At 66.6% G+C, this 19,499-nt stretch carries 19 protein-coding genes, 1 tRNA gene and 2 pseudogenes; 7 read left to right on the forward strand and 15 right to left on the reverse strand.

What is annotated here, in order from left to right:
- Nucleotide 1 precedes the first annotated feature (1 nt).
- From EO776_RS01040 to EO776_RS01060, 6 genes are all read right to left on the reverse strand, one after another.
- Nucleotides 2-910, reverse strand: coding sequence for a BGTF surface domain-containing protein (locus EO776_RS01040; protein ID WP_241897916.1), 909 nt, complete (start codon nt 908-910; stop codon nt 2-4).
- A gap of 158 nt (nt 911-1,068) precedes the next feature.
- On the reverse strand, nt 1,069-2,424 hold the full coding sequence (locus tag EO776_RS01045; protein ID WP_099288935.1) for a M24 family metallopeptidase: 1,356 nt from the start codon (nt 2,422-2,424) through the stop codon (nt 1,069-1,071).
- Nucleotides 2,421-4,265 (reverse strand): UvrD-helicase domain-containing protein, encoded by a 1,845-nt coding sequence (locus EO776_RS01050; RefSeq protein WP_049931748.1) that lies wholly within the window; start codon nt 4,263-4,265, stop codon nt 2,421-2,423. Before EO776_RS01050 ends, EO776_RS01045 begins: the two co-directional genes overlap by 4 nt.
- A 106-nt stretch (nt 4,266-4,371) precedes the next feature.
- The gene (locus EO776_RS18760) at nt 4,372-4,530 is read right to left on the reverse strand and encodes a DUF7563 family protein (RefSeq protein WP_006111597.1); all 159 of its coding nucleotides are present in this window, start codon (nt 4,528-4,530) and stop codon (nt 4,372-4,374) included.
- 78 nt (nt 4,531-4,608) lie between these two features.
- The gene (locus tag EO776_RS01055; RefSeq protein WP_049931749.1) at nt 4,609-4,791 is read right to left on the reverse strand and encodes an HVO_0416 family zinc finger protein; all 183 of its coding nucleotides are present in this window, start codon (nt 4,789-4,791) and stop codon (nt 4,609-4,611) included.
- 151 nt (nt 4,792-4,942) lie between these two features.
- Nucleotides 4,943-5,485: a CDP-2,3-bis-(O-geranylgeranyl)-sn-glycerol synthase gene (locus EO776_RS01060; protein ID WP_049931752.1), complete on the reverse strand. Its 543-nt coding sequence runs from the start codon at nt 5,483-5,485 to the stop codon at nt 4,943-4,945.
- Between the two features lie 132 nt (nt 5,486-5,617).
- Between EO776_RS01060 and EO776_RS01065 the strand changes: the two genes are divergently transcribed.
- Nucleotides 5,618-6,457, forward strand: a complete 840-nt coding sequence (locus EO776_RS01065) for a proline dehydrogenase family protein (protein WP_099288934.1) — start codon at nt 5,618-5,620, stop codon at nt 6,455-6,457.
- A gap of 84 nt (nt 6,458-6,541) precedes the next feature.
- A complete protein-coding gene (locus EO776_RS01070; RefSeq protein WP_049931755.1) occupies nt 6,542-7,255 on the forward strand; it encodes a DUF502 domain-containing protein in 714 nt (237 codons plus the stop codon).
- Nucleotides 7,256-7,342: 87 nt separating this feature from the next.
- Here EO776_RS01070 and EO776_RS01075 read toward each other — a convergent pair whose 3' ends face one another.
- From EO776_RS01075 to EO776_RS01085, 3 genes are all read right to left on the reverse strand, one after another.
- Nucleotides 7,343-8,272, reverse strand: coding sequence for a branched-chain amino acid transaminase (locus EO776_RS01075; RefSeq protein ID WP_049931757.1), 930 nt, complete (start codon nt 8,270-8,272; stop codon nt 7,343-7,345).
- A 430-nt stretch (nt 8,273-8,702) separates the two neighbouring features.
- The gene (gene ribB, locus EO776_RS01080) at nt 8,703-9,455 is read right to left on the reverse strand and encodes a 3,4-dihydroxy-2-butanone-4-phosphate synthase (protein WP_099288933.1); all 753 of its coding nucleotides are present in this window, start codon (nt 9,453-9,455) and stop codon (nt 8,703-8,705) included.
- Nucleotides 9,455-10,213 (reverse strand): DUF120 domain-containing protein, encoded by a 759-nt coding sequence (locus EO776_RS01085; RefSeq protein WP_049931759.1) that lies wholly within the window; start codon nt 10,211-10,213, stop codon nt 9,455-9,457. Before EO776_RS01085 ends, ribB begins: the two co-directional genes overlap by 1 nt.
- A 258-nt stretch (nt 10,214-10,471) precedes the next feature.
- Between EO776_RS01085 and EO776_RS01090 the strand changes: the two genes are divergently transcribed.
- The 3 genes from EO776_RS01090 to EO776_RS01095 all read left to right on the forward strand — a co-directional run bounded on the left by EO776_RS01090 (nt 10,472) and on the right by EO776_RS01095 (nt 12,325).
- Nucleotides 10,472-10,543, forward strand: a tRNA-Ala gene (locus EO776_RS01090).
- A 184-nt stretch (nt 10,544-10,727) separates the two neighbouring features.
- The gene (locus tag EO776_RS19565) at nt 10,728-10,856 is read left to right on the forward strand and encodes a hypothetical protein (RefSeq protein ID WP_255375966.1); all 129 of its coding nucleotides are present in this window, start codon (nt 10,728-10,730) and stop codon (nt 10,854-10,856) included.
- Between the two features lie 185 nt (nt 10,857-11,041).
- A complete protein-coding gene (locus tag EO776_RS01095) occupies nt 11,042-12,325 on the forward strand; it encodes an MFS transporter (RefSeq protein ID WP_099288932.1) in 1,284 nt (427 codons plus the stop codon).
- A gap of 16 nt (nt 12,326-12,341) precedes the next feature.
- Here the strand turns inward: EO776_RS01095 and EO776_RS01100 are convergent, their stop codons facing one another.
- The 3 genes from EO776_RS01100 to EO776_RS01110 form a co-directional block, all read right to left on the reverse strand.
- Nucleotides 12,342-12,899 carry a hypothetical protein gene (locus EO776_RS01100; protein ID WP_094592901.1) on the reverse strand — a complete coding sequence of 186 codons (558 nt, stop codon included), beginning with the start codon at nt 12,897-12,899 and terminating at the stop codon, nt 12,342-12,344.
- Between the two features lie 40 nt (nt 12,900-12,939).
- A complete protein-coding gene (locus EO776_RS01105; protein WP_094495453.1) occupies nt 12,940-14,241 on the reverse strand; it encodes an RNB domain-containing ribonuclease in 1,302 nt (433 codons plus the stop codon).
- A 71-nt stretch (nt 14,242-14,312) separates the two neighbouring features.
- Nucleotides 14,313-14,684, reverse strand: a complete 372-nt coding sequence (locus EO776_RS01110) for a DUF7562 family protein (protein WP_099288931.1) — start codon at nt 14,682-14,684, stop codon at nt 14,313-14,315.
- A gap of 51 nt (nt 14,685-14,735) precedes the next feature.
- Between EO776_RS01110 and EO776_RS01115 the strand changes: the two are divergent.
- Together EO776_RS01115 and EO776_RS01120 are read left to right on the forward strand one after the other, a co-directional pair.
- Nucleotides 14,736-14,993, forward strand: a pseudogene (locus EO776_RS01115) (cation:proton antiporter); the annotation flags it as partial.
- A gap of 258 nt (nt 14,994-15,251) precedes the next feature.
- Nucleotides 15,252-16,259 carry an IS110 family RNA-guided transposase gene (locus EO776_RS01120; protein ID WP_094580236.1) on the forward strand — a complete coding sequence of 336 codons (1,008 nt, stop codon included), beginning with the start codon at nt 15,252-15,254 and terminating at the stop codon, nt 16,257-16,259.
- Nucleotides 16,260-16,665: 406 nt separating this feature from the next.
- Here EO776_RS01120 and EO776_RS01125 read toward each other — a convergent pair whose 3' ends face one another.
- From EO776_RS01125 to EO776_RS01135, 3 genes and pseudogenes are all read right to left on the reverse strand, one after another.
- Nucleotides 16,666-17,124: a hypothetical protein gene (locus EO776_RS01125; protein ID WP_241897915.1), complete on the reverse strand. Its 459-nt coding sequence runs from the start codon at nt 17,122-17,124 to the stop codon at nt 16,666-16,668.
- 504 nt (nt 17,125-17,628) lie between these two features.
- A pseudogene (locus EO776_RS01130) lies at nt 17,629-17,889 on the reverse strand (transposase); the annotation flags it as partial.
- Nucleotides 17,890-18,131: 242 nt separating this feature from the next.
- Nucleotides 18,132-19,466 (reverse strand): IS4 family transposase, encoded by a 1,335-nt coding sequence (locus EO776_RS01135; protein WP_129452284.1) that lies wholly within the window; start codon nt 19,464-19,466, stop codon nt 18,132-18,134.
- Between the last annotated feature and the right edge of the window lie 33 nt (nt 19,467-19,499).

Here is a 19,499-nt window from a genome sequence, read left to right on the forward strand (position 1 = left end):
CTCACTCCCGCCGCCGGGCAACGATCGCGACGACGAGCACAGCGAGCCCGCCGGCGACGACCCCGAACCCGGGCGCTTCGAGGCCGAGGACGCCGTCGCGTTCCTCGAATCCGATCTCCTCGTCGACGACGAGCACCTCGCGCGCGCCCGACCCGTTGACCGCCTCGTTCCCGCCGACGGTCAGCGTCGCGCGGTCTCCGTGGGTCGTCCGACGCAGATCGAAGGCCGCGCTAGCCGTCCCGTTCTCGACCGTCGCCGCTTCGGTCATGAGGAAGCTCGGGCTCGCGTCGCCGTCAGAGCGGATCCGGAGGGTCACGGTCTCGCCGTCCTCGGCGGTCACCGGAACGCTCAGCTCGGTCTCCGCCGGGGCGACGACGAGATCGGCCGCCTCGATGTCCGCCTCGGTGACCGTGACGGCCTCGGCCGACTCGCCGTCGGTCGCGCCGTCCCCGCTGCTTCCGTCGCCCCCGCTTTCGTCGCCCGTTCGGTCTTCGACGACGAGCGTGGCGACGTCCGCGGGGTCGCCGCCGACGAACAGTTCCGCGTCGTAGCTTCCGGGAGCGATCGCCTCGCTCAGGGTCGTCTCGTAGTCGATCTCCACCGCGCCGCCGTCGGCGGCGGTCAGCGGGGCGCCGCTCCCGCCGGTTTCGGCGTGGGTGAAGACGAGCGTCGTGACGCCGTCGCCGTCCGGCGTCACCGTGGCGCGGAGTTCGTATCCGACCTCCTCCTCGTTGCCGACGACGACCTCGAACGCGTCGACGCCGTCGGTCTCGACGGTGAACTCGGCGCTCCCGTCCTCGCTTACGGTGACGACGCCCGCGCCGAGTTCGGCGGTTCCGTCGGCGGCCGCGACGCCGCTCCCGGCGACGACGACCCCGACGAGCGCCGTCGCGGCCACGAGAACCGCCACCGCCGTCGAACATCTACGCCTCGCGATACGCCAGACCGATTCGGACCCGGCGGTGGCGCCGGATCCGACGGAGGGCTCGGATCGCATGCGTATCGGGCTTCGGCGGGAGTCTCAAAAGCGCGCCGATAGCGCAAAGACCGGTCGTAGCTACCCGCCGCTCACTCCCGCTCGCGCGGCGCGATGCCGAACGGATGCTCCGCCAGTATCTCGTATCCGTCTTCAGTGACGAGGACTAGGTCTTCCAGCCTGACGCCGCCGATATCTGGATCGTAGACGCCGGGCTCGACGGTGACGACGTGTCCCGGACGCAGTTCGCCCGCGCCCGACAGCGACGGCCTCTCGTGGAGGCTCACGCCCACGCCGTGGCCGGTGCCGTGGGTGAAGCCGGCCTCGCCCTCCCCGGCGTTCGGGTCGAAGCCGTAGGCGGCGAGCTCCGCCGCCGCCTCGCCGTGAACGGTCTTCGCCGGGACGCCCGGCTCGACCTCGTCGAGCGCGGCCTCGCGCGCGGCCTCGACCGCGACGTACGCCCGCCGCGCCCAGCCGCCGTCGCCGTCGACGACGAACGTCCGGGTCGCGTCGCCGTAGTACCCGTCGGGACCGCGGGGCGAGACGTCGAGCAGTACGGTCTCGCCCGGCCGGACCGGGTCGTCGCCGACGTAGTGGAGGTCGGCCGCCGAGGGACCGGCGCCGATCACGGTGTTGCCCGCGTCGCGGACGCCGCGCGCGGCGAGGGCCGCGTTCACCTCGCGGCGGAGTCGCTCCGTCGTCAGCGGATCCCCGTCCCACCGGAGCGGGGGTCGGCGGTCGTCGTCGGCCCGCCCGGCCGCCGTCTCCTCGCTCCCCTCGTCGACGGCCTCGCAGTCGGTGAGGACGGCCTCGGCGCGGGCGATCCCGGCCACCGTCGCGCGCTGGACGCGCCGGATGCGGTCCCGCTCCGCCGGCGTCTTTCGCGCCCTAGCGGTCGCGACCGCCTCCGTCGACGCCGGCTCGAACCCCGCCCGTTCGAGGTACACCGCGGCGTCGTGCGGAATCGACGCGGGCGTCAGGACTCCTTCCCCGTCGCCGCTCGCTCCGCCCGCGAGATCCGCGGCGGCCGCGGCCGCGCGCTCGCCGGCGTGGTCGCCGACGCGCTCCGTCCGGACCTCGCGGGCGACCCCGTCGTGGAAGCCGACCTCGTCGTCGGTCGGCCCACCGCTCCCCGATTCGTGGGACACCCGCGCGCTCGCGACGAACTCGCGTTCGGCCTGCTCGCCGAACAGGGCGGGCGCACAGAGGACGGCGCGGCCGACGGTGTCGGCGGTCGCTTCGCCCGTCGGGACGACGACCAGCGCGGAGGGCCTGTCCGGGCCGGCGAAGCGGGAGAGGTAGCGCAGGTCGCCGTCGAAGCGGTCGCCGACGGCGACGAACGCGGCCGCGTCGGCGTCGCGGACCGCCTCGACGATTGGTCGGAGGTCGGTCCGGAGCGGGCGGGGATTTTTTTCGCGGTCGATGGCGGCCGCGTCGTCCTCGCTCACGGCTCGGGCTCTGGCACCGCCAGCTCCGCCTGGACCTCCTCGACGAGTTCCTGGGCCGGCTCCTCCCGGAGCTCGTTGAACAACAGGACGCTGATCGGCAGCGTCGGCGCACCGCTGATGAGGCTCTCCATGATCACGAGCCGCTCGCGGGCGCGGGACATCCCGACGTAGAAGACGCGGCGCTCGTTGTCGGTGAGGACGGGCACGGGACTCGTCGACTTCGTGAACTCCTCGACGCCGTCGACGTCGGTCGGGTCGTCGATGGAGGCCGCCATCTGCTCGACGACCTTCTCCGTGAGGTCGGTAGCGACGAACACGTGGTCGGCCTCGCGGCCCTTCGCCGAGTGGATCGTGCCGACGCGGACGCGGGTCGGGTCAGTGCCCTGGTACTCGCCCTCGAAGTACGCGCCCATCGACTTGCGCTGGAAGCTCGTTACCTTCCGGACCATGTCGTCGGCGCTGGCGGTGTCGGGCATGAACGGGATGTACTCGTCGAGCGTGTCGGCCGCAATGTCGATGTCGGCGACATCGTCGGAGTCGGCCGCCTCCTCGCGGTCGTCGAGGAAGTCGTAGAACTCCTCGCGGTCGTGGGTCCCGAACGCCGACTCCTGGAGCATGTCCGCCAGCCGCCGCGCCTCCAGCCCGGTGACCGGGTCGCCGGCCTCGGCCTTCTCGATCGCGCTGACGTAGTCCTGGACGCGGTCGGTCCACATCCGCCCGTCGGTGAGCATCGTGAACGGGATGCCGTGGTCGATGAACTCGTCGATGAAGTCGAACATCTGGTACCGGGCGCGGAACAGGCACATCACGTCGCCCTCGTCGTCCTCGACGGTGTACCGGACGTTCCGGACGAGCTCGATCATCGACGGCGACTCGATCGCCTCGACGGAACCGCCCTCCGTGCGCGGGTGGAGGTCCTTCTCCTGCCGCTTGTCGATGTGGCGGATCTCGGCGTTGACGACGTTGAGGATCTCCGAGGGGAGCCGGTAGGAGTTCGGGAGGACCACGTCCTCGTCGACGTCGGTGTCGAGGAGGAGGTCGGGGTCGGCCCCCTGCCACGCGTAAACGACCTGGTCGTCGTCGCCGGCGATGAGCACCTTCTCCATGTGCGGGCGCCACTCCTCGAAGACGTTGTACTGGAGCGTCGTGATGTCTTGGAACTCGTCGATGATCAGGTAGTCGACGCTGGGGACGAGCGAGCGCTGCGCGACCCGTTCGAGCATGTCCGCGAAGCCGACGAGGTCGTTTTCCCCCTTGTACGTCCGCCACGCCCGGATCGTCTCGGGGATGTCGATCCGGTCGTCGTCGGAGGGCCACGTCGGCGTGTACTTGTTCCCCTGCTGGGCGTTGGGGTCCTCCTCGGGCGGGAGCCGGACCTCCTCGACATTCCACTGGAAGGGCACGTCGTACCAGTCGGCCACGTCGCGCTCGGTGCGCTGGAGCCACTGCGAGGTGGCGATGATCTTGTTGCCGATGGTCGTCGACCGCGCGGTCCGGCGACCGGCGCCGCCGTGCTGGTCCTCGAACTCGATGCCGTACTCCTCGCAGAACGCCTCCTTGTCGTCCTCGCCCACCACGTCGCCTCGCGAGAGGTCGAGCAGCTCGTACGCCTTCGCGTGCATCGTGCTCACGTTCCCTTGGAGGCTGCGCGGGGAGATGTCGAGCCGCTCGGCGAGCCGTTCGCGGATCTCGGCGGCGGCCGCGCGCGTGTACGAGACGACGAGCACGTCGCGCACGTCGGCGCCCTCCTCGTCGAGGATCTCCTCGACGCGGTCGAGGAGCGCGGTCGTCTTCCCGCTCCCGGGCCCCCCGAACAGCCGCGTCACCGTGGTATCAGTCATTATTACCTCCAGATTCCGGTTCTCCTTAAACGCCGTGGCTCGGTTGCCCTCGATGCGCGCGCCGGACCGCGGCGGCAGAGCGTCGCGTCATCGTCCGGTCGGTCCGTCAGCCGCTCCGCGTCGCGCGCGCTTCCCGCACGTCGGCGCCGTCGCGGACCAGGTCCTCGCAGGCCGGACAGACGCGGGGCCGATCGACCTCGTTCGGGGTGAAAACCCGAACGTAATCTGTCGTGACGAAGGAACCGCAGTTCTGACAGGTCGGCATGATAGTCACTATCGAGTAATTCCACATAATACTACCGGGGGGTATGACGGAAAGAAAATTCGCGGAACGCGGCGCGCGTCAGTTCGGCCGCCAGTCGCAGACCGAACACGTCGCGGTTCCTTCCTCGTGGAGCGCACCGCACTCGGGACACTGGAGCTTGTTATAGGATCGCTCCCAGCCTACGATCTCCGTCTCGTGGCCGCGGTCGGAGAGGAACTCGTCGAACACGTCGTCGTCCGAGCTGGGTGCACTACTAGACATGCGTGTCATCGTATGCCACACCAATATATATGTCTTTCTGCCGTTCTCGTCGCTGCGAATTACGCGGACAATCGATCAACAAGAGATACAAAAAGAGTCGAAACCAAACATCAGGGCAGACCGAACGCCGCGGGCGGAAGCGTAGCGTCGCTCACCACGGCTCGTTTTTGACTCCGAGCGCGTACGCGCCGACGTTCGTGACGACGTGGAGGACCGGAGTCATCACGAGGACGACGGCGAGGACGCCCGGTGTGAACGCAGCGAGCGCCCAGTCGGTGTCGACGAGGAAGACGAGCCCCAGCGCGCCGACGACGAAGTCCAGCTGGTCCAGACCGGGGAACGCGGCGCCGCGCTCGCGGCCCGAGCGACGCTTGAGGAACGAGGCGCCGATGTCGCCGCACATCGCGCCGAAGGCGAGCGCGAACGCCGCCGGGAGCGCGAACGTCGGCAGGTCGCTCCCGAGCGCCGCGCTCGCTGGGGCGGCGAGCGCGTTGAGCGCGAGCGCGAGCAGGACGCCGACGAGAGTGCCGACCGCGGTGCCGCGCCATGTCTTCCCGTCGCCGAGCAGCCGCGCCCCGCGCCACTCGCGGCCGCCGTCGATGGGGCGTCCGCCGCCGGCCAACACCGCGGCGTTGTTCGGGACGTACGCCGGGAGCATCGCCCAGAACGCGGTCGCGACGAGCGTACCGATCATGTCCCCACGGGCGGCGCGCGGCGTGTTATAAACCCCGGATCCGTCGCCGCCGGTCGCCGCACCGCACACGCGATTGCGGTCGTCGCCGCCGACTCGACAAAGGTAAAGTTCGCGCCAGCCGGAACGCTCAGTATGATCCCCCCAGTCGCTAGCCGGTTCGTCGCCGGCGAGAGCGTCCCGGCGGCCCTCGACCACGTCCGCGCCGCGAACGAGGACGGCGTCGCGGTCATTCTGAACCTGCTCGGCGAACACTACGACGACCCCGCGGACGCCCGCGCGGACACCGACGCCTACCTCGGGCTGCTCGACGATATCGCCGACAGCGGCCTCGACGCCTGCGTCTCGGTGAAGCCCTCGCAGATCGGGATGGACGTCTCGACCGACCTGTTTGAGGAGCACTACCGAGAGATCGTCGCTCGTGCCCACGAGGTCGACGCGTTCGTCTGGTGCGACATGGAGGACGCAGACACCACCGACGCCACCCTCGACGCCTTCAAGTCGATCGCCGCCGACTACCCGTGGAGCGTCGGGCAGTGCGTCCAGTCGAACCTCAGGCGCACCGCGGACGACCTCGACCGCCTGATCGACGTTCCGGGGAAGCTCCGGCTCGTGAAGGGGGCCTACGACGAGCCGTCCTCGATCGCGTACACCGACAAGGCCCGCGTCGACGAGGCGTACCGCGACGACCTGACGACGCTGTTCGAGCGGCGCGACCGGGGGATCGCGGTCGGCAGTCACGACCCCGAGATGATCTCGCTCGCCGACCGGCTCGCCCGCGACCGCGGCGCCGACTACGAGGTCCAGATGCTCATGGGGGTCCGCGAGGACGCCCAGCGCGACCTCGCCGCGCAGGGGGTCGACGTCCACCGGTACGCGCCCTACGGCGACAAGTGGCTCTCGTACTTCTACCGCCGCGTCCGCGAGCGCAAGGAGAACCTGACGTTCGCGGCGCGGGCGGTGCTGGGGCAGTAGTCGACGCGACGCCTCGCGACCTCGCCCGCGCCGCCGGCGCGTGGAAGCCCTCTTAAGGATTGCCGACACATACCGATCCGATAGATGTCCACGTGGAAACGCGACTTCGCCAGCGGGCTCATCGTGCTGGCGCCGCTCCTCGTCCTCCTGTTAGTCCTCCGCTGGATCTACCAGTACATCGCCTCGATCCCGCTCATCGAGGGGCTCCAGCCCGAGGTCATCCCGGCGCCGCTAGAGCCCGTCTCCCGCGTCGTCATCGCGTTCGCGGTGTTCGCGACCGTGGTGCTCGCGGTGGGGTACTTCATGCGGACGACGCTGGGTCGGCTGGCGGAGTCGGCGGTGGACGACGCGATCAACCGGATCCCAGCACTCCGAGTCGTGTACAACGCCTCGAAGCTCGCGATCGAGACGGCGATCTCCGGCACCGACGAGCTACAGAGCCCGGTGTACATCGAGACGTGGCCCGGGATCCGGATGACCGCGTTCCGGACGGGGAAAAAGACCCGAGACGGAAAGATCGTCCTGTTCATGCCGACCGCCCCGAACATCACCACCGGCTTCGTTATCGAGGTCGAACCGGACCGGGTCGAGGAGACCGGCGAGACGGTCGAGGAGGGGATGACGCGGGTCCTCTCCGCCGGATTCGCCGAGTCCGCTCATCAGGTCCCCGTCCACGAGGAGGCGCCCACGGAGGGCGACGGCGACGGGACCCCGGGCGGCTTCGGACGCGTCCGGACGGACGGGACCCCGAGCGACGGCGAGGGGTCGGCGACCGACGGGAGCGGTTCGAGCGAGTAGCGGTTCGAGCGGCCGGCAGTTCGAGTGACTAGCGGCTCTTCGCGCGCGGCGATTCAAAAAAGATCGAGAGAAAGCAGGCGAGGCGAGCTACAGGTAGGTGAACCACTCGTCGTGGTCGTCGGTCCGCCGCTCGACCAGGTCGAAGAACGCGTCCTGAAGCTCCTCGGTCACCGGGCCGCGGCTTCCCGAGCCGATCTCCGTGTCGTCGACCGAGCGGATCGGGGTGACCTCGGCCGCGGAGCCGGTGAAGAACAGCTCGTCGGCGGTGTACAGCTGTCCGCGGGAGATGACCGCCTCGTCGTGGACCTCGTAGCCGCGCTCCTCGGCGAGGGCGATCACGGTGTCGCGGGTGATCCCCTCGAGGATCGACTGCGCGGGGCCGGTGGTGTATATCTCGCCGTCGTTGACCATGAAGATGTTCTCGCCCGGTCCCTCCGCGACGTTCCCCTCCTTATTCAGGACGATGGCCTCGACGTAGCCGTTCCGGCGCGCCTCCTCGCCCGCCAGCATGGAGTTGACGTAGAGCCCGGTCGTCTTCACGTTCGTCGGCACCTGCGAGGAGGCGTGCTTCCGCCACGAGGAGACCATCACGTCGACCCCCTCCTCGAGGGCCTCCTCGCCGAGGTACGCCCCCCACGGCCACGCGGCGAGGACGAGGTCGGTCGGGCAGCCCTTCGGCGAGACGCCGAGCGAATCGTACCCGTAGTAGGCGATCGGCCGGACGTACGCGGAGTCGAGGTCCTGCCGATCGAGGAGTTCGAGGGTCGCCTCGGTGATCTCCTCGCGCGAGTGCTCGATGTCCATGTCGTACATCTTCGCCGAGTCGAACAGCCGGTCGAGGTGTTCCTCCCACCGGAAGATCGCCGGCCCCTGCTCGGTGTCGTAACAGCGGACGCCCTCGAACACGCCGCTCCCGTAGTGGAGCGCGTGGGTCAGAACGTGGGTCGTCGCGTCCTCCCAGTCGAGGAACTCCCCGTTCTTCCAGATCGTGTCGACGTCCATCTCGTCGAATCCCATACTCGGTAGTTGCGGCCGGCGGGCTTAAAACTGTGACAACCGGTCGGGGTTGTCGGGACGGACCGAGTTTCGATTCCTCTGACGGGACAACGACAACCACTTACAAAGCCCCAGCCGCTCGGCGAAACAGAGACGATCCCGACACGAACACCGCCAGAGCCCCAGCCGTGAGGGCGACGTACGCTCGCTGCGCGCTTCACTCGGCCGCTCACTGCGTTTATTCCTTCGTTCCAGTGCTTGCGTCGCCTACGTCGCTCTCACGGCTGCCCCTTTGAGTCCTACCCCGCACCGCTCCGCACAGCACCTCTCACCTCCCCAGCCCCGTCAGTCGCCTCCGCTTCGCTCCGGCGACTGACTCCCTCGCACGCGCTGACTTGCGGTCGCCGAGGGCGACCGCTCGCAGGCGCGCGCCGACAGCAGCGGCGGTCGATTATTTCAGCGCCTCGACGAGGGCCGCGCCCTCGACGTACGGGATGTCGCGGCGGGCCGCGTAGGCGGCGGCGTCCGCGGGCGAGAGCGCGTCGCCCGTCTCGTCGTCGAGCATCTCGCAGACCACGGCGGCGGGCGCGGCGCCCACCGCCTCGGCCATCGCGAGGCCGAGTTCGGTGTGACCGGTGCGCCCCGAGAGCCCGTCGCGGTCGCCGCGCAGGACGTGAACGTGACCCGGCGCGCGGAACTCCGCGGCGAAGTCCTCCGGGCCGTACCCGCCCGGGTCGCCGCGGACGCGGCCGGCCGCGTTCGCCACCTCGGCGATGGTCTTCGCGCGGTCCGCGTCGGTGATCCCGGTGAACGTCTCGCGGTGGTTCACGGGCAGCGAGAACGAGGAGCGGTCGTCGTAGTCCGGGTCGTCGTCGACCGCGGGGTGGTCGAGCGCGTCAGCGAGGAACGGCAGGTCGAACGCGTCGCCCACCGCGTCGCTCACGGCCACGCAGATCAGGCCGCCCGCGTCGTTGCGCATGTGCGTGACCGCGGCCTCGTCGACCGCGCCCGCGGGGTAGACGATGTCTGTCTCCCCCTCACGGTCCGCGAAGTCGTGGACGCAGACGGGGTCGCCGGCGCGGAAGGCGTCAAGCGCGCGCTCGACCGCGTCGGCGTCGTCCGCGGGCTCGGTCCCCTCGGTGGCGTCGGCCGATTCCGCTCCGCCCGCGCTCGCCTCCGGGTCGGCGTCGACGTCGGCGCGCATCAGGCGACCTCCGTCTCGGCCGCGACCGATCCGGGCTCGTCGGCCCGGCTCGTCGGCTCGACGCGGACCTCCACCGCGTCGCCGTCGGCGAGGTCGAGCGCGTCGCGCAGCCGGTCCGGCGCGATCAGTTCGAGCTGGTCGTCGTCGTGGTGGGTCCGATCGGGGACGATGGCGTGGACCTCCTCGTAGCGCTCGTCGCCCGCGACGAGGGTGACCCCGTAGCAGGTGGCCGCGCCGTAGGTGCGCTCCTCGCTCTCCCACGCGTCGATGGGCACGGCGTCGATACCGGCCATCTCGCCGCGTCGGCGGACGCTCTCCTCGGTGAGGTCGACGTTGAGCGTGCCCGGGAACGGGTCGTAGCCGAGGCGCTCGCGGAACTGCTCGGCGTAGCCCGAGAGCGTGATGTAGTGGCGCCCCTCGCCCATCCCGCCGGTGACCGACCCACGGAGCGAGAGTCCGACGTCCGACTCGAACAGCCGGCGGTAGTCGGCGTACTCCGCGCGGAGCGCGGCTTCGCCCGCGTCCGTCACGCGGACCCACTGCCCGTCACTGACCACGTCGCGCTCGACGTAACCCGCGGATTCGAGGGTCTGGAGGCGCCGAGAGGCGGTCTGCGTTGAGGCGTCGAGCCGGTCACCGAGCGCCGCACACGACACCTTCGTCTCGGAGAGCCCGCCGACCAGCCCGACGTGTTTGAGGGCCGCGAGCGCGGCCGAGTCCACGTCGGTGTCCGCGTCGGTCGCCGTCGCGTCTGACATACCTTACAGTCGGTCGTCCGCGGGCAAAAGAGTAACGAATGTGGTACGCATCTCAAAAACGTTATGTAGTCGTAGAGCCGACCAAGAACCGCAGGATCAAACAGTTCGCCCGCTGGACATGTAACCCCGTCGGTGCCGGCCGGCTTCGCGATGTTTCGGTTCCTCGACCGAACCGATTCGGCCGCCGGATGCGAGCGACTCCCGCACGGGTCGTCGAAAGGTAAGGTACAAATACGAACGGCGATTGATTCGTCATGAGGGCTCGTAGATCAGTGGCAGATCGCTTCCTTCGCAAGGAAGAGGCCCGGGGTTCAAATCCCCGCGAGTCCATGTTTTCCGCCGCGAGCAAGGTCGCGAGCGGCGCAACCCGCGCAGCTCGCTCGGTCCCGTTCGTTGATCCTCACGAGACCCCTGTGAGCCCACTCGACTCCCGTTTCGGTCGTTCCGACCCGGTTCGCACGCTGGATCTCTCCCGTTGGAAGCGATTAAATACCCTCGGCGAATCCGTCGGCGTATGAGCGTCTCTGAGATACTCGAGGGAACCAACCTCACGCACCGTCAGATGGGGGTAATCATGGTCGGGTGGATCTTGTTGGTCTCGGTGATCGCCGTCGGTCTGCTCCTGTACACGTCGACGCTATAACCGGCTTCCCGACCGGTCCGGCGGGCGCGGCCCGAGTGCGAGGCGCTTTCTGCGTCCCGTCAGACCTCTCGGAACAGCGTTCGTCGTCGTCGTCCGCCTCGGGACGCCGCCGACGCCCCGCACTCTCGGCAACCGCGGCGGGTACCCCCGAGGTTATGAACGGACCCGCCGAACCCGCGACTCACATGGACGCCGCCGAGCGACGGATAGTCGGATTCACCGCGGGATCGCACGGGCTCGTCCACACATACGAGCTGTCGATCCCAATCCTGTTGACGGTGTGGGTGGGTGAGTTCTCGACGACGGCGGCCGCGCTCGGCGTCATCGTCACGCTCGGCTACGGGCTGTTCGGGGTCGGTGCGCTGCCGGGCGGTATCCTGGTCGACCGTTTCGGGTCGAAGCCGCTCATCCTCGCCTGCCTCGCCGGGATGGCGGGCTCGTTCCTCGCCGTGAGCCTCGCGCCGACGCTCCCCGTCCTCGCCGTGGCCGTCGCGATATGGGGACTCACTGCGAGCGTCTATCACCCCGCGGGGCTGTCGCTGCTCTCGACCTCGGTCGACCAGCGCGGGACCGCGCTCGGCTACCACGGGATCGGCGGGAACCTCGGGATCGCGCTCGGTCCGCTGGCGACCGCGCTGCTGCTCTTGGCGTTCGACTGGCGGCTCGTCACGGCCGCGCTCGCGCTCCCCGCGGTCGCCGTCGCCGCGTACGGCGTCACCGTCGACGTGGACGCGGCGCTCTCGTCCGCGGACCCCGAGCCGGGAGCGTCGGCCGCCGACGGGGGTCCGAACGGGGACTCGACCGGCGGCGCGAGCGGCGATGTCTCGCTGTCGTCGGTCGCGACGGACACTCGGATCCTGATCGCCGGGGGGTTCCTGCTCGTGTTCGCGTTCGTCACGTTCAGCGGGCTCTACTACCGGACGTTCCTCACGTTTCTGCCGGACCTCCTCGGCGACGTGCTCGGCGGGCTCGTCGACCTCCAGTTGGTCGACCCGGAGAGCCCGTACGCCGATCAGTTCGACGCGGGACGGTACCTCTACGTGGCGGTCCTCACGGTCGGCGTGTTCGGCCAGTTCCTCGGCGGTCGGATCGCCGACCGCGTGCCGCCGGAGCGCGGGCTGATGGCGCTGATGGGTATTCTGTCCGCGCTCGCGCTGCTCTTCATCCCCGCGACGGGGACGATCGCCACGTTCGTCGCGGTGTCGCTCGCGCTCGGCGTCGCGCTGTTCACCGTCCAGCCGCTCTCGCAGGCGACGGTAGCGGCATACTCGCCCAGCGAGGCGCGCGGCCTCTCGTTCGGCTACACGTACGTCGGGATCTTCGGGATCGGCGCGCTCGGGTCGACGCTGGCCGGAACGATACTCACCCGGGCCGGCCCGTCGGAGCTGTTCGTCGTGCTGGCGATCATCGCGGCGCTCGGCGCGGTGTCAGCGACGGCGGTGTCACGCTTTGCGACGCGACGGGACTGATCCGGGGCGCCGCCGGTCAGTCCGCGCCCCCGTCGCGGTCGCCTTCGTCCTCGGCTGAGTCGTCGTCGCGCGCTCGTTCGCCGGAATCGTCGTGATCGTCCGCCCCGTGGCCGTTCGCTTCCCCTCTTCCGTCGTCCGCCTCGCCCTCCCCGTGGTCGCCCGCTCCTGCCGCTTCGTCGTCCGCCTCGTACTCCTCGTGATCGCCTCTTTCCCCTCCGTCGTCCGCATCTCCGTCGTGCTCTCCCTCCGACTGGACGTCGATCGTGACGGGCCCGCTGTCGGTCTCGGTCGCGTCCGGATCGGCCTCCGTCGTCTCGCGTCCGGCTTCGTCGTGCTCGAACGGCTCGTCCTCCGCCGACTCCATCTCGCTCAGTGCGTAGCCGACGGCGTAGCCCGTCGACCCGCCCAGCAGCGCGCCGATGCCGGCGCCGACGGGGCCGCCCCGAGCGCCGAGGACCGCCCCGGTGAAGCCGCCGACCGTCGCCGCGCGCTCCGCGTCGCGCTCGGGATCGCCGGTCGGTTCGAGCGGGTCCCCTTCGTGCCGGTCCGCGCTGTCGTGGTCGTGTGCGTCCATACCACGATTTGCGGCCGCACAGGTCTATATCTCTCGCCGCTCAGGCGGTGTGTTTCGCTTCCTCTGAATCCTCGACGATCTCGACGCCGCGGTTGTTGACCGCGTAGGGGTCGAGCCCCTGTTCTTGGAGGAACTGCTTGTACAGCCGCTCTGCGGTCTCGCCGTCCTTTTGCTTGTCGCTGGCGTGGTCGCAGAGTTCGACGAGGGTCTCGGGCACGTCGTTCTCGTGGACGATCCAGTGGTTGATCGTGTCCGACAGGCGGCGGATCGGCGAGGTGAAGTGGCCGTAGATGTCGAAGTTGAGCGCGTGGTGGCCACCGAACGGGTCGTTCATGTACTTCGCGCGCGGCATCACCTTCAGCACGGCGCGCTGGATCTTGTTGAGCTGGCGCTCGGGCGACTCCTCCAAGGCGGCGTTGACCGCCTTCCGGGGGTCGTCGCCCCACGCCTCGCCCGGGATGGAGACGCCGTCGAGCTCCTGGATCTCTTTGAGCGCCTCGTTCCACTGGTCGGGGGTCGGCTGCGGGTGGACGCGGTACATCGCCTCGACGCCGCGGTCCCACATCAGCGTGTGCGTCACCGCCTTGTTCGCCTTCAGCATCGACTCCTCGATGATGGTGTGCGCGCGGTCGCGCCGGGGATTTAAGACGAGCGAGCCGTCTGCCTTGCGCTGCTCGTGCATGCGGTCGGCGAGCTCGAAGGCGAGCGCGTTCTCCTCGCCGAGGGGGAGCGAGGGGTCCTCCAGCCGGTTCTCGCACTCCTTGTAGGTGAGTCGCTCGTCGGAGTTGATGACGGACTTGTAGATGTCGATGTCCTCGAAGGATAGCGTCTCGTCGTCGATCTCCATCTCGACGGTGTGCGCGAGTCGGTCCTCGTTCGGGACGAGCGAGCAGACCGTCTCGGCCAGCACCGGCGGAAGCATGTGGATCGTGTAGTCGGGCAGGTAGACGGTGTTGGCGCGCTCGACCGCCTCCTCCCACATCGCGGTGTCCGGGGTGACGTAGTGGGTGACGTCGGCGATGTGGACCCACAGCCGGTAGGCGCCCTCCTCGCGTTTAATCGAAATCGCGTCGTCGAAGTCCTGCGCGTCGACCGGGTCCGTGGTCCACGTGGTGAGGTCACGGAGGTCCTCGCGCTTGTCGATCTCGGCCTCGATTTCCTCGTAGACGCCCTCGGTCCGCGCCTCCGCCTCGCGGAGGACCTCGCTCGGGAACTCGTCGCGGATCTCGAACTCCTCGAACAGCTCCTCGCGCTTCTCCGCGAGTCGGTCCGCGAGCTCCGGCGTGATCGTCACGGGGCCCTGGTCCTCGGCGGACCCGGGCTTCGGCTCGTCGTCTGACATACCTCCACCAACGCGGGTCCGTTAGAAAGGCCTGTCGGGCGGGCTGACGGGGACTCGATCCGGCGACGGGGCTACCGGTCTCGGTCGCGGTCGCGGTCGGAGCGCTGCCTATCCGACTGGCCGCGGTCCGAGCGCGCACCCGATCTGTCCTCGTCGGTGCGGTCACCGTCGCCGCTCGTCACCGCCTCGACGTAGCGGTCGAGGAACTCCTCGTCGGTGAGCCCGTCCGCCTCGATGGAGCGCAGTAGCGATTCGAGCCCGTCGCGGGGCTGGTGACAGATCCCGTCGTCGCAGTCGGCACAGAGGTACTCGAACTCCTTGTCGCGCCGGCTCCAGCGGTCGCCCTCCTTGTCGTACTCGCGGGCGTCCTCCCGCAGCACCGAGTCCCCGCACGCGATACAGACGACCGTTCGCCGGTCCCGACTTCCCCGGGAGCCCCACATACCGCGCATCTCGTTCCCGCCCCACTTAGCGTTTGGTGCGCGGCCGACGCGCGTTCGACGCGGGTGGGACTCGAGATGACCACCCGCGGCGAGTTCTCGCTGATCATCGCGACTGTCGCGGTCACCGGCGCGAACGCGGGGACGTTCGACCCGGCGCTCGCGGGGACGATCAACGCGTTCGCGGTCGGCTACGTCCTCGTGATGGCGGTGCTGGGCACGACGCTGATGAGCTACTCCGCGCCGTTCGAGTCGATCGCGACCGCGTGGCTGGACCGCGACGGAGCGGACGGCAGTGGGGCGAGTGGATAGGATTTCGGCGCAGCGGGCGTTTATTTATAAACAGTCGGCTCTGATGGGATGAAAGCCTGCTAAGTCCCCAGCGTGCGTGAAGAGGTACTGGGGTGGTCAAAGGCCGATGATTCAACAGCGTCATAGAACGCGTGGCTCTGATTGGCCTACCTGCCAAGGACGCACTATCATGGGAGGCCGCCCGGATGCCGTCGGCATCCGGGCGGCGAGCCCGAATAGGTGTGGCTCCCTTCACGCACAAACCGCCTCACAGGAACCATGTACTACCTCGGAATCGACCTTCATAAAGATGAGTCGCACGTCGCTGTTTTGGACGACGATGCCGAGGTCGTCGAAGAGATTCGCGTCAAAAACGCGAATCTCGACGACGTTGCCGAAGAATACGCTGGAGCCAAAGCGGCGCTCGAAGCAACCAGCAACTACTACACGGTCTACGACACCCTCGACGAACACCTCGACGTGGTTGTCGCAGATCCTACCCAAACCAAGGCGATCGGCTATGCTGAGGTGAAAAACGACCGGCTCGACGCGAAGTTGCTCGCGCAACTTCGCCGAGCCGACATGATCGCTGAGAGTTACGTTCCGTCCGAAGAGCTCCGGGAGCGCCGCGCACTTGTGCGCGGCCGGAAGAGACTCGTCGAAAAGCGTACGGACTTCAAAAACGAAGTCCACGCCCTACTCGACAAACACGGGATCACCTACGACTGGGATCCGTTCAGTGTGAACGGGCGAGACATCCTCGCCGGCGAGGATGTCTCGCTCGGTGTGGTCGGCGATCAGTTGATGGAGTCGTTCCTCTCGATCATCGACGAGTTAACCGCTCAAATAGAAGAACTCGAATCGTTGATCGAGGAAACCGCTGCGTCTCTCGAGGAGACGCAGCTGTTGATGACGATTCCGGGCGTGAGTTTCTACTCGTCGCTGCTAATCACCTCGGAGATCGGTGAGATCGACCGGTTCGACGAGGCAAAGCAGGTGGTGAGTTACGCGGGATTGGATCCGGTCGTCCGCGAGTCAGGCGACTCGCGGACGGAAGGATCGATCTCGAAACGCGGAAGTGGAGACTTACGCTGGATCCTCGTTCAGTGTGTTCAAACAGCGGTTCACCGGTGCAACGATCCGTATCTTGGACGGTTCTACGCTCGATTGAAACAGCGGAAGAACCACCAGATAGCGATTGTCGCAACGGCGCGAAAACTGCTCGTGTCGATCTTCCATATGCTTGATCGCACGGAGGTGTACGATCCACCAGAGGTGAGTGCCTGAGGGCCGCCGAGCCGGCGGCCCTCATCGGCCGGTCGCAGCGGGTGTGAGCCACAGCTAACGCGTTCACGTTCTGACCGCCTGCCGGCTGGTTCCTGAGCCATCACCGTTCCTGCTTGTAATTTTCTCTCGTGACCAAGCTCGGCATCGATCCCGACGAAAAATATAGTATCGCAGACGTGGTTTGTTGAGCTAGCAGGCTTTCATAGGTGCCGGCTGGTTCCTGAGCCATCACCGTTCCTGCTTGTAATTTTCTCTCGTGACCAAGCTCGGCATCGATCCTGACGAAAAATATAGTATCGCAGACGTGGTTTGTTGAGCTAGCAGGCTTTCATAGGTGTTGAAACACTGTTCTTCAGATACGTTTTCGCCTGAAACAGCCGATCGCTGAAGAGTGCGAACGTATCGGCTATTCTCCGCTACGGCTGCGCTCGTGGACGTAGCTGAAAATCAGGCTGAGTGGGACGGCTATCCAGATCGTCCACACGACCACTGTCAAGACGGTAAGGGGGTACAGCTCGAAGAACGCTCCGAGGAACTCGGTGAGCGAGGTCAGCGGGTCGGCCCCCACGTACGGGTTCAAAACCTCGTAGCCGTACACCGGAGCCAGTAGCAACCACACGGCAGTCCCGGCGAGGTAGTTCCCGATGACCGTGACCAGCGCTGCGACGGCCCTGTAGTACGGGACACTTGACGACAGGAAGCGCCACGTGAGCGCCCCGACCACGAATCCCGTGGCGAGGTACACCGGGATCGCAGACAGAACCTCCCCTGCGGAAGCCGCCGTACCCGAAACCAGCGTACTCACCGGAGCAAACACGATTCCACCGGCGAGGACACCGGCCGCCATACTGTAGCCAGCCCCCACGTCTTGTCGGTCTCCGAGCGGCAACCGTGACGGTCCGTATCGACCGTACAGCCGCACAACTCGGTCCAGCCTGGCTACCATGACACTCACCCCCTGATAAATCGTATCTGAACGTACTTCGTTCCGCCGGCTGGACAGTGGCTCGCTGTCCATCTCCTTATCTGGGGCAGCCTCGACTCCGGGATAGACCAGATACACAGGTAGAACAGTCTACTCGCCGAATAATCGAAGACAGCTCAGTCGACATATTTCTACTCTGTACCGAGCGAGACCGGGCGAGTATATGTTATCTGTCGAGGATTTCACCTATGGAAACGCTGCTACCCGGGCAAACCACGTCTAGCGACAAAATGATTACGCCGTCTAGGGATCTGTTGTTTTCACAGCCGGTAGGCGGTCGGAACGTGTCTGCGGTGCGGTCGCTGTCTGGCGATAGCTGACGCTCACGGAGGGCCTCGGCCGGCCACTGAGGGCCGCCGGACCGGCGGCCCTCAGATCCCTCGTCTATGCGGTTACACCCGGTGGATCGTACGCTTCTCCCCGATCAAGCATGTGGTAGATCGATACCAGCATCTTCCGAGCTGCTGCCACGATCGCTTTCTGTGAGTTCTTCCGGCTTGCTAACCGGTCGTAAAACCGACTGAGATACTCGTCGTTACTCGTATGAACTGCGGTGTTTGCTGCTTGGACGAGCAGCCATCGTACACGCCCTGATCCACGTTTCGAAATACTCCCTTCGATCCGCGAGTCGCCTGACTCGCGGATCACCATCCGTTGTAGTTTAGCGGCGCGTCGAGGCGGTGTTTATGCGGATAGTTGAGCAAGACGGTGTTGAGTCGAATCGCTAATGAAGCGTGATCGGAGAACTGAACGGATGTTCTTCTGTCTCGGATGCTGAGATCTGTGTCACTCTCTGAAGGCGGCGCACTCACTCCGGTGAGTGCGTCGCCGATCCAGAGCTGTCGCTACTACCTACCTCTGAGCTAACCGGCTCGTCAGGCGAGTTTCTACCAGAACTCGCCTGACTCAACCTGCTCACGTAATCTTGGTCGATGTGGATTTGGATCTCGTGACGACCACAACAGCAATTCGTCGAGATCTGGCAGTTCATACCCGAGATCCAGCATCAGGTACAGCTGGACTAGGTGTGCGTGACGTTCGAGCGCATGAGAACACCGACGACGTGGAAGACGCGTCGACGACGCGGCCGCGTCGTCGTCGCTCCCCTGCCGCTTTGCGTCTAATTTGCGGAGTTCATCCACGATAACGCGGCTCATCAGCAGCGAGAGCGCCGCTACGATGATCAGCGCTTCGATGATGTAGGGATCTGTCGTATTGATCTCATCGAGACCGAAGCGCGATTTGAGTTCCTTGAACAGCAGCTCAATCTCCCAGCGCGCCCGATATCGCACAGCTCTATCGGGCGCGTGGTAGTTGTCTCTGGCAAGATTCGTTAGGTAGAGATGGTACTCATCGCTGTCCTCGTTGAGCACACCGACGAGTCGGAACGTTCGGGTCGTGCTGACGCCCGACCCTCGCTTGCGGTCGAATGAGAGGGTAATCCGAGCGTCGATCTCCTGTCGCTGCAGGTCGTCAAGGACGTCCTGCAGCGACTCGCCTTTGAGTGGAATACTGTTTCCCCGCCATGTGCGAAGCTCTTCGACGATCTCGAAGTTTGCGTCATCTTTGACCCGTGAGACGAACCAGCCGTCGTTTTGGTCGATACGGTCGAACAACCAGAAGTCGTAGAAGCCGAGATCGAGTAAGACGAGTGCGCCAGCTACCCACTCGCCGGTGGGTAGCTGGCTCCGTTCCTGCGTTTTGGCGTCAGTCGTTTGAAACCGCGTAGGAAGTCCGGTTGAGAGTGATTCCGTGAGGTGAAGCTTCACGCCAGCTTGATCTTCGCCAGTCGCTGCGTAGACGTCTGTAGCGTCTTGGTAGAGTGTGATGATAGAAGCGTCAACAATGAGGACGTCTCGAAAGCGTTCGAGACGTCCGCTGAGGTCGGTTTGTCCCGGTTCGAGATTCTCGATGGCGTCATCGAGAATCTCTCGCAGGAGTGCAACGAACGCGGGTGAAAACCAGCCGTGGAAGGTTGGATAAGCGAGTTCGTCACAGTCAGCCATTTCGACAAACCGTTCGAGAAATGCCTGAATAGAGCGATCTGATCCAGCAGCGAAACCCAGTGAGAGGGTGTAGAACAACGCGACAGTGTCGAACTTGCGCTCTCGTTGGACGAGATTCGTTGCGCGAGCGCGCTCGCGCAACTCCTCAGAGGGAAACGCTCTTTTGATCCGGTCGACAATCACTGAATCCGGTGGTTCGTAACTCACAGCAGCCACCGGGTTTCTCTGACAGGTAGTCCCAACGATATT

Source organism: Halorubrum ezzemoulense (assembly GCF_004126515.1).
GTDB lineage: Archaea > Halobacteriota > Halobacteria > Halobacteriales > Haloferacaceae > Halorubrum > Halorubrum ezzemoulense.